Annotated in this window: 14 protein-coding genes; 8 read left to right on the plus strand and 6 right to left on the minus strand. The window is 61.3% G+C overall.

Annotated elements, in window-relative coordinates; translation table 11 throughout:
• Positions 1-4: 4 nt before the first annotated feature.
• The gene (locus ACTG4B_RS04900; protein WP_439154565.1) at positions 5-208 is read right to left on the minus strand and encodes a SlyX family protein; all 204 of its coding nucleotides are present in this window, start codon (positions 206-208) and stop codon (positions 5-7) included.
• A gap of 116 nt (positions 209-324) precedes the next feature.
• Here ACTG4B_RS04900 and hisS point away from each other — a divergent pair, with 116 nt between their 5' ends.
• The 7 genes from hisS to ACTG4B_RS04935 all read left to right on the plus strand — a co-directional run bounded on the left by hisS (position 325) and on the right by ACTG4B_RS04935 (position 9,585).
• A complete protein-coding gene (gene hisS / locus ACTG4B_RS04905) occupies positions 325-1,878 on the plus strand; it encodes a histidine--tRNA ligase (RefSeq protein ID WP_439154566.1) in 1,554 nt (517 codons plus the stop codon).
• Positions 1,878-2,960, plus strand: a complete 1,083-nt coding sequence (locus ACTG4B_RS04910) for an ATP phosphoribosyltransferase regulatory subunit (protein WP_439154567.1) — start codon at positions 1,878-1,880, stop codon at positions 2,958-2,960. Before hisS ends, ACTG4B_RS04910 begins: the two co-directional genes overlap by 1 nt.
• On the plus strand, positions 2,954-3,643 hold the full coding sequence (hisG, locus tag ACTG4B_RS04915) for an ATP phosphoribosyltransferase (RefSeq protein ID WP_439154568.1): 690 nt from the start codon (positions 2,954-2,956) through the stop codon (positions 3,641-3,643). The genes ACTG4B_RS04910 and hisG overlap by 7 nt, the downstream gene beginning before the upstream one ends.
• A 255-nt stretch (positions 3,644-3,898) precedes the next feature.
• Positions 3,899-4,984, plus strand: a complete 1,086-nt coding sequence (gene hisC / locus ACTG4B_RS04920) for a histidinol-phosphate transaminase (RefSeq protein WP_439154569.1) — start codon at positions 3,899-3,901, stop codon at positions 4,982-4,984.
• Positions 4,984-5,907, plus strand: coding sequence for a prephenate/arogenate dehydrogenase family protein (locus tag ACTG4B_RS04925; protein ID WP_439154570.1), 924 nt, complete (start codon positions 4,984-4,986; stop codon positions 5,905-5,907). Before hisC ends, ACTG4B_RS04925 begins: the two co-directional genes overlap by 1 nt.
• A 256-nt stretch (positions 5,908-6,163) precedes the next feature.
• Positions 6,164-9,154 carry an isoleucine--tRNA ligase gene (gene ileS / locus ACTG4B_RS04930; protein WP_439154571.1) on the plus strand — a complete coding sequence of 997 codons (2,991 nt, stop codon included), beginning with the start codon at positions 6,164-6,166 and terminating at the stop codon, positions 9,152-9,154.
• Entirely contained in the window at positions 9,151-9,585 is a 435-nt protein-coding gene (locus ACTG4B_RS04935) for a PaaI family thioesterase (RefSeq protein ID WP_439154572.1), read from the plus strand. Before ileS ends, ACTG4B_RS04935 begins: the two co-directional genes overlap by 4 nt.
• Before the next feature lie 10 nt (positions 9,586-9,595).
• On the opposite strand, the gene ACTG4B_RS04940 is transcribed toward ACTG4B_RS04935, so the two are convergent.
• The 4 genes from ACTG4B_RS04940 to fsa form a co-directional block, all read right to left on the minus strand.
• Positions 9,596-10,294 (minus strand): CDP-alcohol phosphatidyltransferase family protein, encoded by a 699-nt coding sequence (locus ACTG4B_RS04940; protein ID WP_439154573.1) that lies wholly within the window; start codon positions 10,292-10,294, stop codon positions 9,596-9,598.
• A gap of 85 nt (positions 10,295-10,379) precedes the next feature.
• On the minus strand, positions 10,380-11,294 hold the full coding sequence (locus ACTG4B_RS04945; RefSeq protein ID WP_439154574.1) for a tyrosine recombinase XerC: 915 nt from the start codon (positions 11,292-11,294) through the stop codon (positions 10,380-10,382).
• A 5-nt stretch (positions 11,295-11,299) separates the two neighbouring features.
• The gene (locus ACTG4B_RS04950) at positions 11,300-11,995 is read right to left on the minus strand and encodes a DUF484 family protein (RefSeq protein WP_439154575.1); all 696 of its coding nucleotides are present in this window, start codon (positions 11,993-11,995) and stop codon (positions 11,300-11,302) included.
• A 151-nt stretch (positions 11,996-12,146) separates the two neighbouring features.
• Positions 12,147-12,800 carry a fructose-6-phosphate aldolase gene (gene fsa, locus ACTG4B_RS04955; protein WP_439154576.1) on the minus strand — a complete coding sequence of 218 codons (654 nt, stop codon included), beginning with the start codon at positions 12,798-12,800 and terminating at the stop codon, positions 12,147-12,149.
• 84 nt (positions 12,801-12,884) lie between these two features.
• Between fsa and ACTG4B_RS04960 the strand changes: the two genes are divergently transcribed.
• Positions 12,885-15,077 carry a primosomal protein N' gene (locus tag ACTG4B_RS04960; RefSeq protein WP_439154577.1) on the plus strand — a complete coding sequence of 731 codons (2,193 nt, stop codon included), beginning with the start codon at positions 12,885-12,887 and terminating at the stop codon, positions 15,075-15,077.
• Here the strand turns inward: ACTG4B_RS04960 and ACTG4B_RS04965 are convergent, their stop codons facing one another.
• Entirely contained in the window at positions 15,078-15,668 is a 591-nt protein-coding gene (locus ACTG4B_RS04965; protein WP_439154578.1) for a thymidine kinase, read from the minus strand.
• Between the last annotated feature and the right edge of the window lie 75 nt (positions 15,669-15,743).

Below are 15,743 nucleotides of genomic sequence, written 5' to 3' on the forward strand. Positions count from 1 at the left end.
CAGTTCACCAATGTGGCGGGCGCTGGTCGGCCATTGGCACGGTGCCGCCGCCGTCAAGTTCGCGGGTGGCTTCGCGTTCCATCAGTATCGCCAGCCGCCGGGTCGCCAAGGCCAGTTCGGTTTCCTGCCGTGCAACGATATCTGACAGTTCCTCGACCGTGCGGGTCAGGTGGGCGATTTGTTCTTCCAGATGGGTGATATCGGTCATGCGGCCCGTCTATACCCGCCGCCCTGTTTCGAAAAGCCCCTTTGCGCGGCACGACCGCATTGCCCCTGTCACAGTGTCGGGTTAAACGGCCCCGAGACCAGCGAAGGCAGGACCAGATGGCCAAGGACAAGAAACAACCCCGCCCCAAGGCGCAGACGCCCAAGGGGTTTCAGGATTATTTCGGCGCGGACGTGACCGCGCGCAACGACATGCTGCGCAAGATCGCCGAGGTTTACCATCGTTACGGGTTTGACGCGCTGGAAACATCCGCCGTGGAAACCGTCGAGGCGCTGGGCAAGTTCCTGCCCGATGTGGACCGCCCGAACGAGGGTGTTTTTGCATGGCAAGAAGATAGTGACTGGCTTGCGCTGCGCTATGATCTGACAGCCCCCTTGGCCCGTGTTGCGGCGCAGTATCGCAACGATCTGCCCAGCCCCTATCGCCGCTATGCGATGGGGCCGGTGTGGCGGAATGAAAAGCCGGGTCCGGGGCGGTTCCGGCAGTTTTACCAGTGCGATGCGGATACGGTCGGCGCGCCAAGCGTGGCCGCGGACGCCGAGATTTGCGCGATGCTGGCCGATACGCTGGAGGCGGTGGGGATTGACAAGGGCGACTATGTGATCCGGGTGAATAACCGCAAGGTGTTGAATGGGGTGCTGGAGTCGATAGGCTTGTCAGAAGACCTTCTATTGAACCCGCGACCTATGACCGTTGATGAGGCGGCAGAAGCACTTTACGCTGAAATGGTGCGTCGAAACATCGAGAAGATTTCGAGGGCCGATGTGCTTCGCCAAGTCGACAAATATGACAAAGTCGGGCGAGATGGTGTTCTCGCACTCTTGACAGATGGCCGGTTGGACGACTCTGGAGCTTTCATCGATGGCGTTGGCCTATCAAATGCTGCCGCTGAACAAGTCCTCAAGTTCTTGACGGCAAAGTCCGATGACGCGGCATTGACCCTACAAAACCTCCGCGATGCAGTTTGCGAATCTGCTATTGGCGCCGAAGGCGTCGCCGAATTGGAGGCGATTGCGGGGCTGCTGGAGGCCCAAGGCTACGGCCCTGACCGCATCGTCATCGACCCCTCCGTCGTGCGTGGTCTTGGCTATTACACCGGCCCTGTTTACGAGGCTGAGCTGACTTTTGAGATCACCGACGAAAAGGGCCGGCCGCGCAACTTTGGCTCTGTCGCGGGCGGGGGGCGTTACGACGATCTGGTCAAGCGGTTCACCGGGCAATCCGTGCCTGCGACCGGCGTGTCCATCGGGGTGGACCGTTTGTTGGCGGCGTTGCGCGCCAAGGGGCAGGTCGGTGGTGCGGCGCAGGGGCCTGTTGTTGTCACCGTCATGGACCGCGACCGCATGGCCGATTATCAGGCGATGGTGGCCGATCTGCGCAACGCGGGCATCCGGGCCGAGGTCTATCTGGGCAATCCCAAGAACTTTGGCAACCAGTTGAAATATGCCGATAAACGCGCATCACCCGTCGCGATCATCGCGGGGGGGGATGAATTCGACAAGGGTGTCGTGCAGATCAAGGACCTGATCCTTGGCGCGGAAATCGCCAAGAACGCGACGCTTGAGGAATGGAAGGACCGGCCCAGCCAATATGAGGTGCCGCGCGATCAGATGCTGGCCAAGGTCCGCGCAATTCTGAACGGGCAGGGCTGATGGCCAGCACGGCGACTGCATTGGCCGACGCATACCGCCTGCGCGATCACTTTGCCGCACGGGGCGCGCAGGTGGTCGAGGCTGATGTGCTGTTGCCTGCCGACACGCTGCTGGATCTGTATGGCGAGGATATTCGCGGGCGTGCCTATCTGACGACGGATCCGTTGCGCGGGGAAATGGTGCTGCGCCCGGATTTCACCGTGCCGGTGGTGCAGATGCATATGGAATCCCGCGCCGATCCCGCGCGCTATACTTATGCAGGCAAGGTGTTTCGTAAGCAGGACAGTGATGAAACGCGCGCCAATGAATACCTGCAAGTCGGATACGAGGTGTTCGACGGCCAGACCCCCGCGCAGGCCGATGCCGAAGTGTTCGCACTGTTTGCCGATGCTTTGGCGGGGCTGCCGGTGCGCGCGGCGACGGGGGATATCGGATTGCTGATGGCCGCCGTGAGCGGGTTGCGCACGACGCAGGCGCGCAAGGATGCGCTGTTGCGCCATATCTGGCGGCCGCGCCGGTTCAAGGCCCTGCTGCAACGCTATGCGGGCAAGGCAGCTGTGCCTGCCTCGCGCCGTGCCTTGCTGGCGGCGGCTGATCCCTTTGCGCATGCCGGTCCGGATATCGGGTTGCGCAGCCACGACGAGGTGGCAGCCCGCATCGCCGCCCTGCGTGCCGATGCAGCCGCCGCCCCCATCTCGGGCGAGGAACTGGCGTTGATCGATGCGCTCTTGGGGCTGCGCGAGACGGCGCCCCATGTGCTGAGCGCGTTGCGCGATATCGCGGTGGATATGCCGGCGATTGCGCCTGCGGTCACGCGCATGGCCGCGCGGATGGATGCGCTGGGCGCGCGCGGCGTCGATGTGGACCGGCTGGAATTCGAAGGCAGCTATGGCCGCACGTCGCTGGAGTATTACGACGGCTTTGTCTTTGGGTTCTATGCGGTCGAAAACGCAGGCTTGCCCCCTATTGCCACGGGCGGGCGCTATGACGCACTGACCGCGCGGCTGGGGCAAGGGCGTGCTGTGCCTGCTGTGGGTGGCGTGATCCGCCCCGATCTGTTGGAAGCGTTGCGCAGATGTTGAAACTTGGCGTGCCGTCCAAGGGGCGGCTGATGGAAAAGACCTTTGACTGGTTCGGCGCGCGCGGCGTCACCTTGCGCAAATCCGGGTCGGAACGCGAATATGCCGGGGCCGTCGACGGGATCGAGGGGGTCGAACTGGTGCTGTTGTCAGCGGGGGAAATTCCACGCGAACTGGCGGCCGGGAATATTCATCTGGGTGTCACGGGGTCCGATCTGGTGCGCGAAAAGCTGGCGAACTGGGATAGCCACGTGGCTGAACTTGCGCCGATGGGGTTTGGCGGGGCTGACCTGATCATCGCGGTGCCGCAGGCTTGGGTCGATGTGGATACGCTGGACGATCTGGACGCAGCGGCGGCCGCGTTTCGGGCCAGACACGGGTTCCGGCTGCGGATTGCCACAAAGTATCACCGGCTGGTGCGCGAATTCCTGCGTGAACAAGGGGTTGCCGACTACCAGATCGTCGACAGCCAGGGTGCGACCGAAGGCACGGTCAAGAACGAAACCGCCGAAGCGATTGCCGATATCACCTCGACCGGGGAAACGCTGCGTGCAAACGGGTTGAAGATATTGGACGACGGGTTGATCCATGCGTCACAGGCGACCCTTTTCCGGGGGCGGCGGCGTGACTGGACCGACGAACAACGCCAGACACTGAAAACCCTCGAGGCGACGTTGGGGCTTTAGGGCGTATTGACGATCTGCCCCTGCTGTCCGGCTGGTGGCGATGGGGTTGCCGGGGCAGAAAAGTCTCATCATCGGTCAGAGCCAATGGGATGGCTTGAAGGTCAGAAGGCCTTGGTCCAAATTTCCAGAAATTTGGACGCCTCCGGCGGGGATATTTACGCTCGGAAGAAGCGATTGTGTTGCGTGTGATCTCTTGTCTCTGGTCAGGGCGCGGGCAGGGCGCTAGAACGGGCGAAATCACAGGACGGAGCTATCATGGCTGACGGCATTCAACCGCAACCCGGTATCATGGACATCGCGCTTTACCAGGGCGGCGTTGCGCATCTTGACGGGGTGAGCAATGTGCTCAAGCTGTCGTCGAACGAAAATCCGCTGGGGCCAAGCGACGCGGCGAAAGAGGCGTTTTCGCGTGCTGTCCACAATTTGCATCGTTACCCTTCGACAGAACACGCCAGCCTGCGTGCTGCGATTGGCGATGTGTGGGATGTTGACCCTGCACAGGTCATCTGTGGTGTCGGATCTGATGAAATCCTGCATTTGCTGTGTCAGGCCTATGTCGGGCAAGGGGATGAGGTCATTCACACCGAACACGGTTTCGCGATTTACCGGATCGCGACGCTGGCGGCCGGCGGCACCCCTGTCGAGGTGCCCGAGCGCGAGCGCGTGACAGATGTGGATGCGATATTGTCTGCCTGCAACGAGCGCACGAAGCTGGTGTTCATCGCCAACCCCAACAATCCCACCGGTACCATGATTGGCATGGCTGAACTTGCGCGGCTGGCCGCCGGGTTGCCTTCACAGGCGATGCTGGTGTTGGACGGGGCCTATGCGGAATATGTCGAAGGGTATGATGCGGGACTGGCCCTGATCATCGGGCGCGAGAATGTCGTGATGACCCGCACCTTTTCCAAGATTTACGGCCTGGGTGGATTGCGGGTTGGCTGGGGCTTTGGCCCGCGGGCAGTGATTGACGTGCTGAACCGCATCCGGGGGCCGTTCAACCTGTCGTCGGCGGCGTTGGCGGCTGCAGAGGCGGCTGTGCGTGACACTGCTTATACGGAAAAATGCCGTATCGAGAACGCCCGCTGGCGCGAATGGATGGCCACGGCGCTGGCCGAACTGGGGGTGCCATCGGATACTTCGACCGCGAATTTCGTATTGGCCCGCTTTGCCGATGAGGCCGAGGCGCTGGCTTGTGACGGCCATTTGCGCAGTGCGGGGATCATCGTGCGTCAGGTGGCGGGGTACAAGCTGCCCCATTGCCTGCGCATCACGGTCGGCGACGAAAGTGCCTGCCGCAGGGTTGTCCATGCTGTGGCGCAGTTCAAAGGGGCCGTCTGATGGCCGTGATCTATGACCGGGTGGCCCTGATCGGGCTGGGGTTGATCGCATCGTCCATGGCCCATGCAATCCGGCGCGGCGGACTGGCGCGCGAAATTGCCGGCTATGCAAAATCGGCTGAAACGCGCGATATCGCGCGCGACATCGGCCTGTGTGATCAGGTATGCGATACCGCCGCCGAGGCGGCGCAAGGTGCCGATCTGGTGGTGCTTTGCGTGCCTGTGGGCGCAATGGAGGCAGTGGCGGAAGAGATCGCACCGGTGCTGAAACCGGGCGCGACCGTCAGCGATGTGGGGTCCGTCAAGCGGACGGTCATTGACGCGGTCAGCCCGCATATTCCAGAGGGTGTGCATTTCATTCCTGCCCACCCGCTGGCAGGGACCGAGCATTCTGGTCCAAGGTCGGGCTTTGCCGCGTTGTTCGACAACCGCTTTTGCATTCTGGTCCCGATGCCCGAGACCGACCGCGCCGCTGTGGAACGTCTGGCCGGTTTCTGGCGTGGCATCGGGGCGCAGGTGGATGAGATGGACGCCGACCACCACGATCTTGTGCTGGCCGTCACCAGCCATACGCCGCATCTGATCGCATATACAATGGTGGGCGTGGCCGATGATCTGCGTCGTGTCACCGATAGCGAAGTTATCAAGTATTCTGCCGCCGGTTTTCGGGATTTCACCCGGATCGCGGCCTCTGATCCGACCATGTGGCGCGATGTTTTCCTCAACAACAAGGAAGCGACGTTGGAAATCCTGGGCCGGTTCACCGAGGAACTGTTCGCGCTGCAACGTGCGATCCGGCGGGGGGATGGCGACCATCTGCATGCATATTTCACCCGCACCCGGTCTATTCGCCGGTCAATCATCGAGGCGGGGCAGGATACCGATGCGCCCGACTTTGGCCGGGGGACGCCGAAAGGCAAGTAAATCATTTTGGTTCACGGCGGGCACGTGTTGCCAATGCCGGAACTGTGGGCGCGAATCTTTTGGTCAAGATGAAGCCAAGTGGAGCCTTTACCCTTGCGGAGCCCGGTTCTATAAGCGCTGCCATGATGCATGTGATGACCATAGCCATTATTTGCCCGGCGGTTTGATATCCTGAACCGACCGGGACCAAGGTGTCAGCGATTGCGCACCGCGCCTCAGCCTTCCAGATTTCACGATTGCCCAAAGGACGCCACCCATGTGCGCCGAGACACCCGACTATAAACAGACCCTGAACTTGCCCCGGACCGATTTTCCCATGCGGGCCGGATTGCCCAAGCGCGAACCCGAATGGCTGGCGCGCTGGGCGCAGATCGGGGTTTATGATCGTCTGCGTGAAAAAGAGGGGCGCGTGCCCTTTACCCTGCACGACGGTCCGCCCTATGCGAACGGTCACCTGCATATCGGGCACGCGCTGAACAAGATCCTGAAAGATATGGTTGTGCGCAGCCAGCAGATGATGGGCCGCGATGCGCGCTATGTGCCCGGATGGGATTGTCACGGCCTGCCGATCGAATGGAAGATCGAGGAAAAATACCGGGCCAAGGGGCAGGACAAGGATGCTGTCGATGTGGTCGATTTCCGGCAGGAATGCCGCAAGTTCGCCGAAGGCTGGGTGGATATCCAGCGCGAGGAATTCAAGCGCCTTGGTGTGACCGGCAACTGGGACGATCCTTATCTGACGATGGCATTCCATGCCGAACGCGTGATCGCCGAGGAGTTTCAGAAATTCCTGATGAACGGCACGCTGTATCAAGGGTCCAAGCCCGTGATGTGGTCGCCCGTGGAAAAGACAGCCCTGGCCGAGGCCGAGGTGGAATACCACGACCGTCAGACCGATGCGATCTGGGTGAAGTTTCCCATCGTGTCGGCCGCATCGCCCGATCGGGACAACATGACGGCGCTGGCCAATGAAGAAGAAACGCCCGATGGCCGCAAGGCGATCATGCAAGCCGCGTTGGGGCGCGAAGCGCAACTGCTGGCCGCGAAGGTCGTGATCTGGACGACAACGCCCTGGACCATCCCGCAGAACCGCGCGATCTGTTTTGGTCCTGGTATTTCCTATGGTCTGTACGAAGTGACAGCTATGCCAGAGGAAAGCTGGGTTGCGGTCGGCCAGACTTATCTGCTGGCCGATGCGCTGGCCGAAGATGTGCTGACTGCGGCGCGGCTGGATGCCGGCATGTACCGGCGCGTGCGGACGGTGCAGCAGGATGAACTCGAATCGCTGATCTGCGCCCATCCGATGCGGGGGCTGGACGGGGCGAACGGCGAATGGGATTTCGACGTGCCCCTGTTGCCCGGCGATCACGTGACTGATGATGCAGGCACCGGTTTTGTCCACACCGCGCCCAGCCACGGTGACGACGACTATGCCATCGGGGTCAAGCATGGCCTGTCGATGACCTATAACATTCTTGACGACAGTTCTTACCGGGCGGATCTGCCGTTCTTTGGTGGGGAAAGCATCCTGAAACCCAATGGCAAACCCGGCGGGGCCAACAAGGCCGTGATCGAGAAGCTGACCGACGTGGGCGCGTTGCTTGCGCGCAAGCGGATTACGATTTCCGACGCGCATAGCTGGCGGTCCAAGGCGCCGGTGATCCGGCTGAACCGTCCGCAGTGGTTCGCCGCCATCGACAAACCCGTCGGCGACGGCCAGGACGACTATGGCACGACGATCCGCGAACGCGCGCTGCGCTCGATCGACGAACTGGTTACATGGACGCCCAAGACCGGGCGCAACCGGCTCTATTCCATGATCGCAGCGCGGCCCGACTGGGTGCTGTCGCGCCAGCGCGCATGGGGTGTGCCGCTGACCTGTTTCACCCGCAAAGGACTGAAGCCCGGTGATGAGGGGTTCCTGTTGCAGAATGAAGCCGTCAACGCCCGTATCCTGGACGCCTTTGAGGCGGAAGGTGCGGATGCATGGTACAAAGAGGGTGCAAAGGGACGGTTCCTGGGCGCGGACGTGAACGCGGATGATTACGACCAGGTGTTCGACATTCTGGACGTATGGTTCGACAGTGGGTCCACCCACGCTTTTGTGCTGCGCGACCGGCCCGACGGGTCCGAGGACGGGATGGCCGATCTGTATCTCGAAGGTACTGACCAGCATCGCGGGTGGTTCCATTCGTCGATGTTGCAGGCCTGTGGCACGATGGGTCACGCGCCTTATCGCGGGGTGCTGACACATGGCTTTACGCTGGATCAGAAGGGCATGAAGATGTCCAAATCCATCGGCAATACCATCGCGCCCGAAAAGGTCGTGCAGCAATATGGCGCGGATATCCTCCGGCTTTGGGTGGCGCAGTCGGATTATACCGCCGATCTGCGGATCGGCGATGAGATCCTGAAAGGCGTCGCAGACAGCTATCGCCGTTTGCGCAACACCATGCGCTATATGCTGGGATCGTTGGCCGATTTCAGCGACAGCGACCGCGTGGCCCTTGCCGACATGCCTGAACTGGAACGCTGGGTGCTGCACCGCTTGGCCGAACTGGACCAGACCGTGCGCGACGGTTATGCCAAATACGATTTCCAGGGTGTGTTTCAGGCAGTGTTTACCTTCGCAACCGTGGACTTGTCGGCGTTCTACTTCGATATCCGCAAGGATGCTCTTTATTGTGATGGCGATACGGCCCGGCGGCGCGCGGCCCGCACAGTGCTTGATATCCTGTTTCACCGGATAACCCGCTGGCTTGCTCCGATGCTGACCTTCACGATGGAGGAAGTCTGGCTGGAACGCTTCCCCGGCGACGACAGTTCCGTCCATCTGGAGGACTTTGCCGAAACACCCGCCGATTGGCGTGATGACGGGCTGTCCGCGAAATGGGCAACTGTCCGTCGCGTCCGCCGCGTTGTCACCGGCGCGCTGGAGGTGGAACGCACCGCCAAGGTGATCGGCGCCTCGCTTGAGGCGGCGCCGACCGTCTATGTCACCCCAGAGGCGGCAGCGGTGTTGGAAACCGTCAGCTTTGACGATCTGTGCATCACGTCCGGTATCACGGTGACGACCGACCCCGCCCCGGCAGATGCGTTCCGGCTGGACGACGTGGCGGATGTGGCCGTGGTCTTTGCCCGCGCCGAAGGCGAGAAATGCCAGCGATGCTGGAAGATCCTGCCCGATGTGGGGACCCATGCGCATGCGGGCGTTTGCGCGCGCTGCGATGCGGCACTGGGCGCGTGAAACTGCGCAACCCCGATGCTATCGCGCGGATGCGGGCGGATTTCGCCCGTCAGGGCGCGATGGCGTCAATGGGGATCACGGTGGGCGATGTGGCACCGGGGCGGGTGACGTTGGACATGCCGTTCCATCCCGATTTCACCCAGCATCACGGGTTCATGCACGCAGGCGCGATTACGACAGCGATGGACAGCGCCTGTGGTTTCGCAGCCTTCACCCTTATGGATGCCGATGCCGAGGTTCTCACGGTGGAGTTCAAGGCCAATTTCATGGCCCCTGCCCGCGGTCGGCAGTTCCGGATCGAGGGTGAAGTGATCAAGTCTGGCCGGACGCTGACGTTCACCCAGGGCCGGGCGATTGCCTGCGACGGTGAAAGCGAAACGGTTGTTGCAACGCTGACGGCGACGATGATGGCAGTACGTCACCAAGCCTGAGGCGGAAACCTCAGCCTAGCACCCGGGGCTCGGACATTTGTTGGGCCACACCGGCAAACAACAGATAGACAGAGGTGACCACCAGCCCCCAATGTGCCCAGCTTTCAGGATGAAAGCCGACCCATGCCGCCCAGCCGGCAAAACATGTCCATGCCAGTGCGACAGGCAGCGTGACGACCCGCCAGCGTTCTGTGCGCACCGGATGCACAAATTTCAGCGGCAGAAACATCGACACGGCTAAAATCGTGACAAGCACCAAAGACACCCAGAAATTTGGCTCCAGCGCGAAGATGACCAGCACCAGCATGTTCCAGCAGCCGGGAAACCCCTGAAAGGAATTATCTTTGGTTTTCATACGTGTGTCGGCAAAATACATCGCCGATGCAAATGTGATGCAGATGATCGCGAACCATCCGGTCCAGCCGGGCAGCAGACCGGATTTGAACAGGGCATAGGCCGGCACAAACACATAGGTCAGATAGTCGATGATCAGGTCCAGCAGGACACCGTCAAAGGCGGGCGCGTTTGTCTTGACGTCATATTTGCGCGCAAGCGGCCCGTCGATGCCATCGACAAAGAAGGCGACAACCAGCCACAGGAACATCAAATCCCATTTTTCCTCTACTGCCGCCAGCATTGCCAGCATGGCAAAGACGGCACCGGTTGCGGTGAACAGGTGAACAAGAAGCGCTTTGGTATTCAGGGTCATCGGGTTCTCATGATATAAAATGGCAGGCGGTGCAATGGCTCCACGTCACCGGTGACCAACACATCTACGGCGAAGCGGGGAAAGGTCATGCCTTGGGATGGGCCTTGTCATAGACGTCCATCAGACGGGCGGCGTCGACTGCGGTGTAGGCCTGCGTGGTGGACAGCGATGCATGGCCCAGCAATTCCTGGATGCTGCGCAGATCGCCGCCAGCTGTCAAAAGATGTGTCGCGAATGAGTGGCGCAACGCATGTGGCGTCGCCGTGGCCGGCAAGCCCAATTGCATTCGTGCCTGTTCCATCACCTTTTGCACCGCACGTGGTGCCAGTGGGCCGCCACGCACGGCCCGGAACAGCGGATCATTTGCCGTGCCGGGATAGGGGCATATTGCACGATAGCGATCTACGGCGTCGCGCGCCGCATCGATCACCGGCACGATACGTTCCTTGTCACCCTTACCCCTGATCCGCAGCACCGCAGGCAGGGGGACGTCTGCCCCGGTAAGGCCCAATGCCTCTGATATCCGCAGCCCGCAGCCATAAAGCAAGGTCACGACAGCGGTGTCGCGTGCCGCCACCCAAGGCGCACGGGCCTGCAGATCGACAGCGTCGATCATGGCGCTTGCCGCCTCCTCGGCCAAGGGACGCGGCAGTTTGCGTTGGAATTTCGGCGCACGAGTGGACAGTATGGCGGTCGGCTCGAACCCTTCGCGCGCGGCCAGCCATCGGTAAAAGGATTTTACTGCCGAAAGCGACCGTGCCAGCGACCGTGCGCCAACGCCGCGTGCCCGTTCATGGGCCATCCAGGACCGCATGTCGCGCACCGTCACCGCCGCGATTGGTCCAAACCCCTGGGTGCCGCCATGATGCTGCGTCATGAATGACAGAAACCCCAGCACATCTGTCTGATAGGCCTTGAGCGTATTTTCAGCGGCACCTGCAAGCGCGCGCTGATGGTCCAGCCAAAGTTGGAGCGCCTGTGTGAGAGCCGCTGATATCATTGGCCTCAAGCCAGCCAGCGGCGCATCACCCGTTCAAACACGCCCGCAAAAAAGCCAAGCAGGTCGGTGCCTTGCTGTGCGGTAAACTGCTGGGGGGCCTCGGAGCCCATGACCAACATCCCCGGTAAATGCCCCGGGCCCAGATCAAGGGTCAGGCATGCTTCGGATTGGATATAAGCGGTACGGTCACCATAGAGGCTGTCTTGACCGGCCTGAAACCGGCGCAGGGTAACCTGCCGCACGGGCATGTTACGGCCCAGAGTGATGTAATCTGCGACAAAGCCTTCGGGGACGAACGCCACGACGGGGCCCATTGTGTTTTCGCTCTCCGGCGCGACGCGTTCCAGTACCAGCCGGATCGCGTCAACCCGCAATGTGTCAGCCACATCACCGGCCAGATCAGTCAGAAATGTATCAAAGGTCGTGGCATCCATCATCCGCAGGATTGCGCGGTGGACCTGATTGGTGCCCGCCAGATTGTCATAGGCGGCAGCGATTACATTGCGGTGGGTATCTTCCAGCCGGTCGAACCGGGCCTCGAGCCGTTCCATGGCTATGGCGCGCAGATCGACGATGTTTTTACCCATCCGGTCGTCATTGGCGCCCACAAGTGCACGCATGACATCGTGGTCTTCCAAAAGGACATCGGGGTTTGCGATGATCTTTTCACGAAGATCATTGGCCATCGGTTTTTCAGTCATGGGCCTGCTCTGCTGTTGTTTTGCGCCACGTTAGCAGAGGGTTTCGCTAATTTCTCCACCTATTTTCAAAGTGGTCGTAAATCGTGCCCTTTTTGCAGACCGGGGTGCGGCCGCGATGGACAGGTGGAAACCCACCCACCGCAGACGCTTGTCAAAGGATCTTGATACCGGCCTTTTCGACATCGGCCATAAAGCCGGCCAGCCCTTTGTCAGTCAGGATATGGTTCGCCATCGCCTTGATGACGCTTGGTGGTGCGGTCGCCACATCTGCACCGATCAGGGCCGCGTCCTTCATGTGATTGGCCGACCGGATCGACGCGGCCAGAATGTTGGTTTCGAAACCATAATTGTCATAGATGGTGCGAATGTCGCTGATCAGGTCCATGCCATCAACGTTGATGTCGTCCAGCCGCCCGATAAAGGGGCTGATGAATGTCGCCCCTGCCTTGGCCGCCAGCAGCGCCTGATTGGCCGAAAAACACAGCGTTACGTTGACCATCACACCTTCGTCGGTCAGCGTCTTGCAGGTTTGCAGCCCGGCCCATGTCAGCGGCACCTTGACGGCGATGTTATCGGCGATTTTGGCCAGCTTGCGGCCCTCGGCCAGCATGGTTTCGGCGTCCAGCGCGACCACTTCGGCCGACACGGGGCCGCTGACCATGTCGCAGATTTCTTTGGTCACTTCGAGGATATTGCGCCCCGATTTGGCAATCAGCGACGGGTTGGTTGTGACCCCGTCCACCATGCCAAGATCGTTGAGTTCCTTGATTTGGTCGATCTCTGCGGTGTCTACGAAAAACTTCATAACTTCCCTCCGGGGATGGGTTGGTGTTTGTTGCGTCAGCGTTTACCTGATGGCGGGCAAGGCGTGAACCCTCAAAAGGCGGCTATGACTGAAAGCTATTTCCATGAAGGCGACCTGGTTGGCGTGCTGACGACCCAGCCCCTTGACCGGCTGCTGGATTACAAGGCCCCCGAAGGCGGCTGTCATCTGGGCGCCTTTGTTGAGGTGCCGCTGGGCCCACGCAAGGTCCTGGGTGTTGTCTGGGGCCCGGGCAAGGGCGATTATGACCGGGCCAAGATCCGTTCGGTCATGCGCGTGCTTGACGTCGCCCCGATGCGCGACGAGATGCGCGAATTTCTGACCCGTGCCGCTGATTACACCCTTACGCCGATGCCCGCGATGCTGCGTCTGGCCACCCGCGCGCCGGGCTTGGGCGATCCGCAATCGATGCGCAAGATTTACAGGCTGGGTGATTGCGACCCCGACCGCATGACCGCCGCTCGCGAAAAGGTGCTGGGCGTATTGCGTGATTATGGCGGGCTGGCCTTTACCAAGCGTGAACTGGCTGAAATGGCTGATGTCGGGCCGTCGGTCGTCGATGGTCTTGCCAAAAAAGGTGCCGTCCGCGAAGAAGAGGCGCCGCGTGACACGCCCTATCCGCATCTTGACCCGGACTACGGCGGCAAGGACCTGAGCGCGGATCAGGCCGCCGGGGCCGGTGCCCTGCGTGCGGCTGTCCGGTCCGATACCTACGGCACGACCCTGCTGAAAGGTGTCACCGGGTCGGGCAAGACAGAGGTTTATCTGGAGGCCGTCGCGGAATGTCTGCGCATGGGCCGTCAGGCGTTGGTGCTGTTGCCGGAAATCGCGCTATCGGGCGAATTCATCGACCGGGTCGAGGCGCGGTTTGGCATGAAGCCCGCCGAGTGGCATTCAGGTGTCACCATGACCGAACGCCGCCGCTGCTGGCGCATGGTCGGGCAGGGGGATGCGCAATTGGTGGTTGGTGCCCGGTCCGCGTTGTTTCTACCCTATCAGAACCTTGGCCTGATCGTCGTGGATGAAGAACACGACACGTCCTACAAGCAGGAAGATGGCGTGCTGTATAACGCCCGCGATATGGCCGTCCTGCGGGCGGCGATCAATGGCGCGCAGGTGGTGCTGGCCTCGGCGACGCCTTCGCTGGAAAGCTGGGCGAATGTAGAGGCGGGCAAATACAAACGGCTGGAACTGAGGTCGCGGTTTGGTGCGGCGGTCATGCCCAGTATGGCCGCGATCGACATGCGGGCCGAGGATTTGCCGGGCGGCAAATGGGTGTCGCTGACCCTGCAGCGGGCCATCGCGGATCGGATGGACAAGGGCGAACAATCATTGATCTTCCTCAACCGCCGCGGCTATGCGCCGATTACGCTTTGCCGGGCCTGCGGGCATCAGATCGGCTGTGACCATTGCGACGCGCGGATGGTCGAACACCGGTTTCTGAAACGCCTGATGTGCCACCAGTGCGGCGAGACGAAGCCGATGCCCACCAAATGCCCCCATTGCGAGGCAGAGGATCGGCTCAGCGCTGTCGGCCCCGGAGTGGAACGCATGGGCGAGGAAGTCACGGCCCTGTTCCCCGACGCGCGGATTGCGGTGCTGTCATCGGATCTTTATGGCTCTGCCCGGGCGATGAAGGCGCATATCGCGGAAATAGCCGAGGGCGGCACCGATATCATTATCGGCACGCAACTGGTTGCCAAGGGGCACAACTTTCCGCTGCTGACGCTGGTGGGGGTGATCGACGCCGATCTGGGTTTGCAGGGGTCCGACCTGCGCGCGGCCGAACGCACGTTTCAACTGATGCGACAGGTTGCGGGGCGGGCGGGCCGTGCTGAAACACCGGGCGAGGCGCTCTTGCAGACCTATCAGCCCGAACACGCTGTGATCCGGGCCATTCTGGCGGGTGACGAAGAAAATTTCTGGGCCGCAGAAGCCGCAGAGCGAAAGGCAGCTGGCGTGCCACCCTATGGGCGAATGGCCGGGATCATCCTGAGCAGCCCGAACGTGCAGGAAGTGTTTGATCTTGGCGCTGAAATGGCGCGGATGGATGCGCCGTTGCGACGGATCGGGGCACAGGTTTTCGGCCCCGCGCCTGCGCCGATTGCGCGGGTGCGCGGGCGGCATCGGGTGCGATTGCTGGTCAAGGCGGACAAAGCCGCGCCGCTGCAATCCGCGCTGGCACAATGGACGGCGCAGTTCCGGCTGCCAGCCAATCTGCGCTTGGCGATCGATATCGATCCGCAAAGTTTTTACTGATCAGCCTTGCCGCGCGGCGTCCATTTCCGCGCGCCAGTGCCGACGGCAAAGTGATACATAGCGGTCGTTGCCGCCAATCGCGATCTGGTCACCGGCGGTCAGCACACGGCCTGCATCGTCTTTGCGGACAACCATCGTCGCCTTCTTGCCGCAGTGACAAATCGTGCGCACCTCGCGCATTTCGTCAGCCAGCGCGAGAAGTGCGGCAGAGCCGGGAAAAAGCTGCCCCAAGAAATCAACCCGTAGGCCGAATGCCATCACCGGCACGTTCAGGTCATCGACGGCACGGGCCAGTTGCCAGACCTGATCGGGTTCCAGAAACTGCGCCTCGTCCACGAAAACACAGGCACAAGGGCCTTGGGACATGCGTTTTTCGATCTTTGCAAACAGGTCTTCGCCCGGCGCAAATGTATCAGCCTCTGCGCTGATCCCGATGCGGCTGCCGATCCGGCCATGACCGGCGCGATGGTCAAGCTGCGCGATCATCAGATAGGTCTGCATCCCGCGTTCGATATAGTTGTGCGACGCCTGCAAGAGCACGGTCGATTTGCCCGCGTTCATGGTAGAGTAGTTGAAATATAACTTTGCCATGCGGCTGATTAGCGCCCGCTCGGCACCGATTGCAAGGCCTGTGGCCAATCGTCTGCCTGTATCAGGCGCATGACC

It is taken from the genome of Yoonia sp., from assembly GCF_965660735.1.
GTDB lineage: Bacteria > Pseudomonadota > Alphaproteobacteria > Rhodobacterales > Rhodobacteraceae > Yoonia.

Excerpts from the sequence above, each read along its gene's own strand:
- ACTG4B_RS04910 (WP_439154567.1), top strand. The coding sequence starts at position 1,878 with ATGGCCAGCACGGCGACTGCATTGGCCGACGCATACCGCCTGCGCGAT.
- hisC (WP_439154569.1), top strand. The coding sequence starts at position 3,899 with ATGGCTGACGGCATTCAACCGCAACCCGGTATCATGGACATCGCGCTT.
- ACTG4B_RS04925 (WP_439154570.1), top strand. The coding sequence starts at position 4,984 with ATGGCCGTGATCTATGACCGGGTGGCCCTGATCGGGCTGGGGTTGATC.
- ileS (WP_439154571.1), top strand. The coding sequence starts at position 6,164 with ATGTGCGCCGAGACACCCGACTATAAACAGACCCTGAACTTGCCCCGG.
- ACTG4B_RS04965 (WP_439154578.1), bottom strand. The coding sequence starts at position 15,668 with ATGGCAAAGTTATATTTCAACTACTCTACCATGAACGCGGGCAAATCG.
- hisG (WP_439154568.1), top strand. The coding sequence starts at position 2,954 with ATGTTGAAACTTGGCGTGCCGTCCAAGGGGCGGCTGATGGAAAAGACC.
- ACTG4B_RS04950 (WP_439154575.1), bottom strand. The coding sequence starts at position 11,995 with ATGACTGAAAAACCGATGGCCAATGATCTTCGTGAAAAGATCATCGCA.
- ACTG4B_RS04960 (WP_439154577.1), top strand. The coding sequence starts at position 12,885 with ATGACTGAAAGCTATTTCCATGAAGGCGACCTGGTTGGCGTGCTGACG.
- hisS (WP_439154566.1), top strand. The coding sequence starts at position 325 with ATGGCCAAGGACAAGAAACAACCCCGCCCCAAGGCGCAGACGCCCAAG.
- ACTG4B_RS04945 (WP_439154574.1), bottom strand. The coding sequence starts at position 11,294 with ATGATATCAGCGGCTCTCACACAGGCGCTCCAACTTTGGCTGGACCAT.
- fsa (WP_439154576.1), bottom strand. The coding sequence starts at position 12,800 with ATGAAGTTTTTCGTAGACACCGCAGAGATCGACCAAATCAAGGAACTC.
- ACTG4B_RS04940 (WP_439154573.1), bottom strand. The coding sequence starts at position 10,294 with ATGACCCTGAATACCAAAGCGCTTCTTGTTCACCTGTTCACCGCAACC.
- ACTG4B_RS04900 (WP_439154565.1), bottom strand. The coding sequence starts at position 208 with ATGACCGATATCACCCATCTGGAAGAACAAATCGCCCACCTGACCCGC.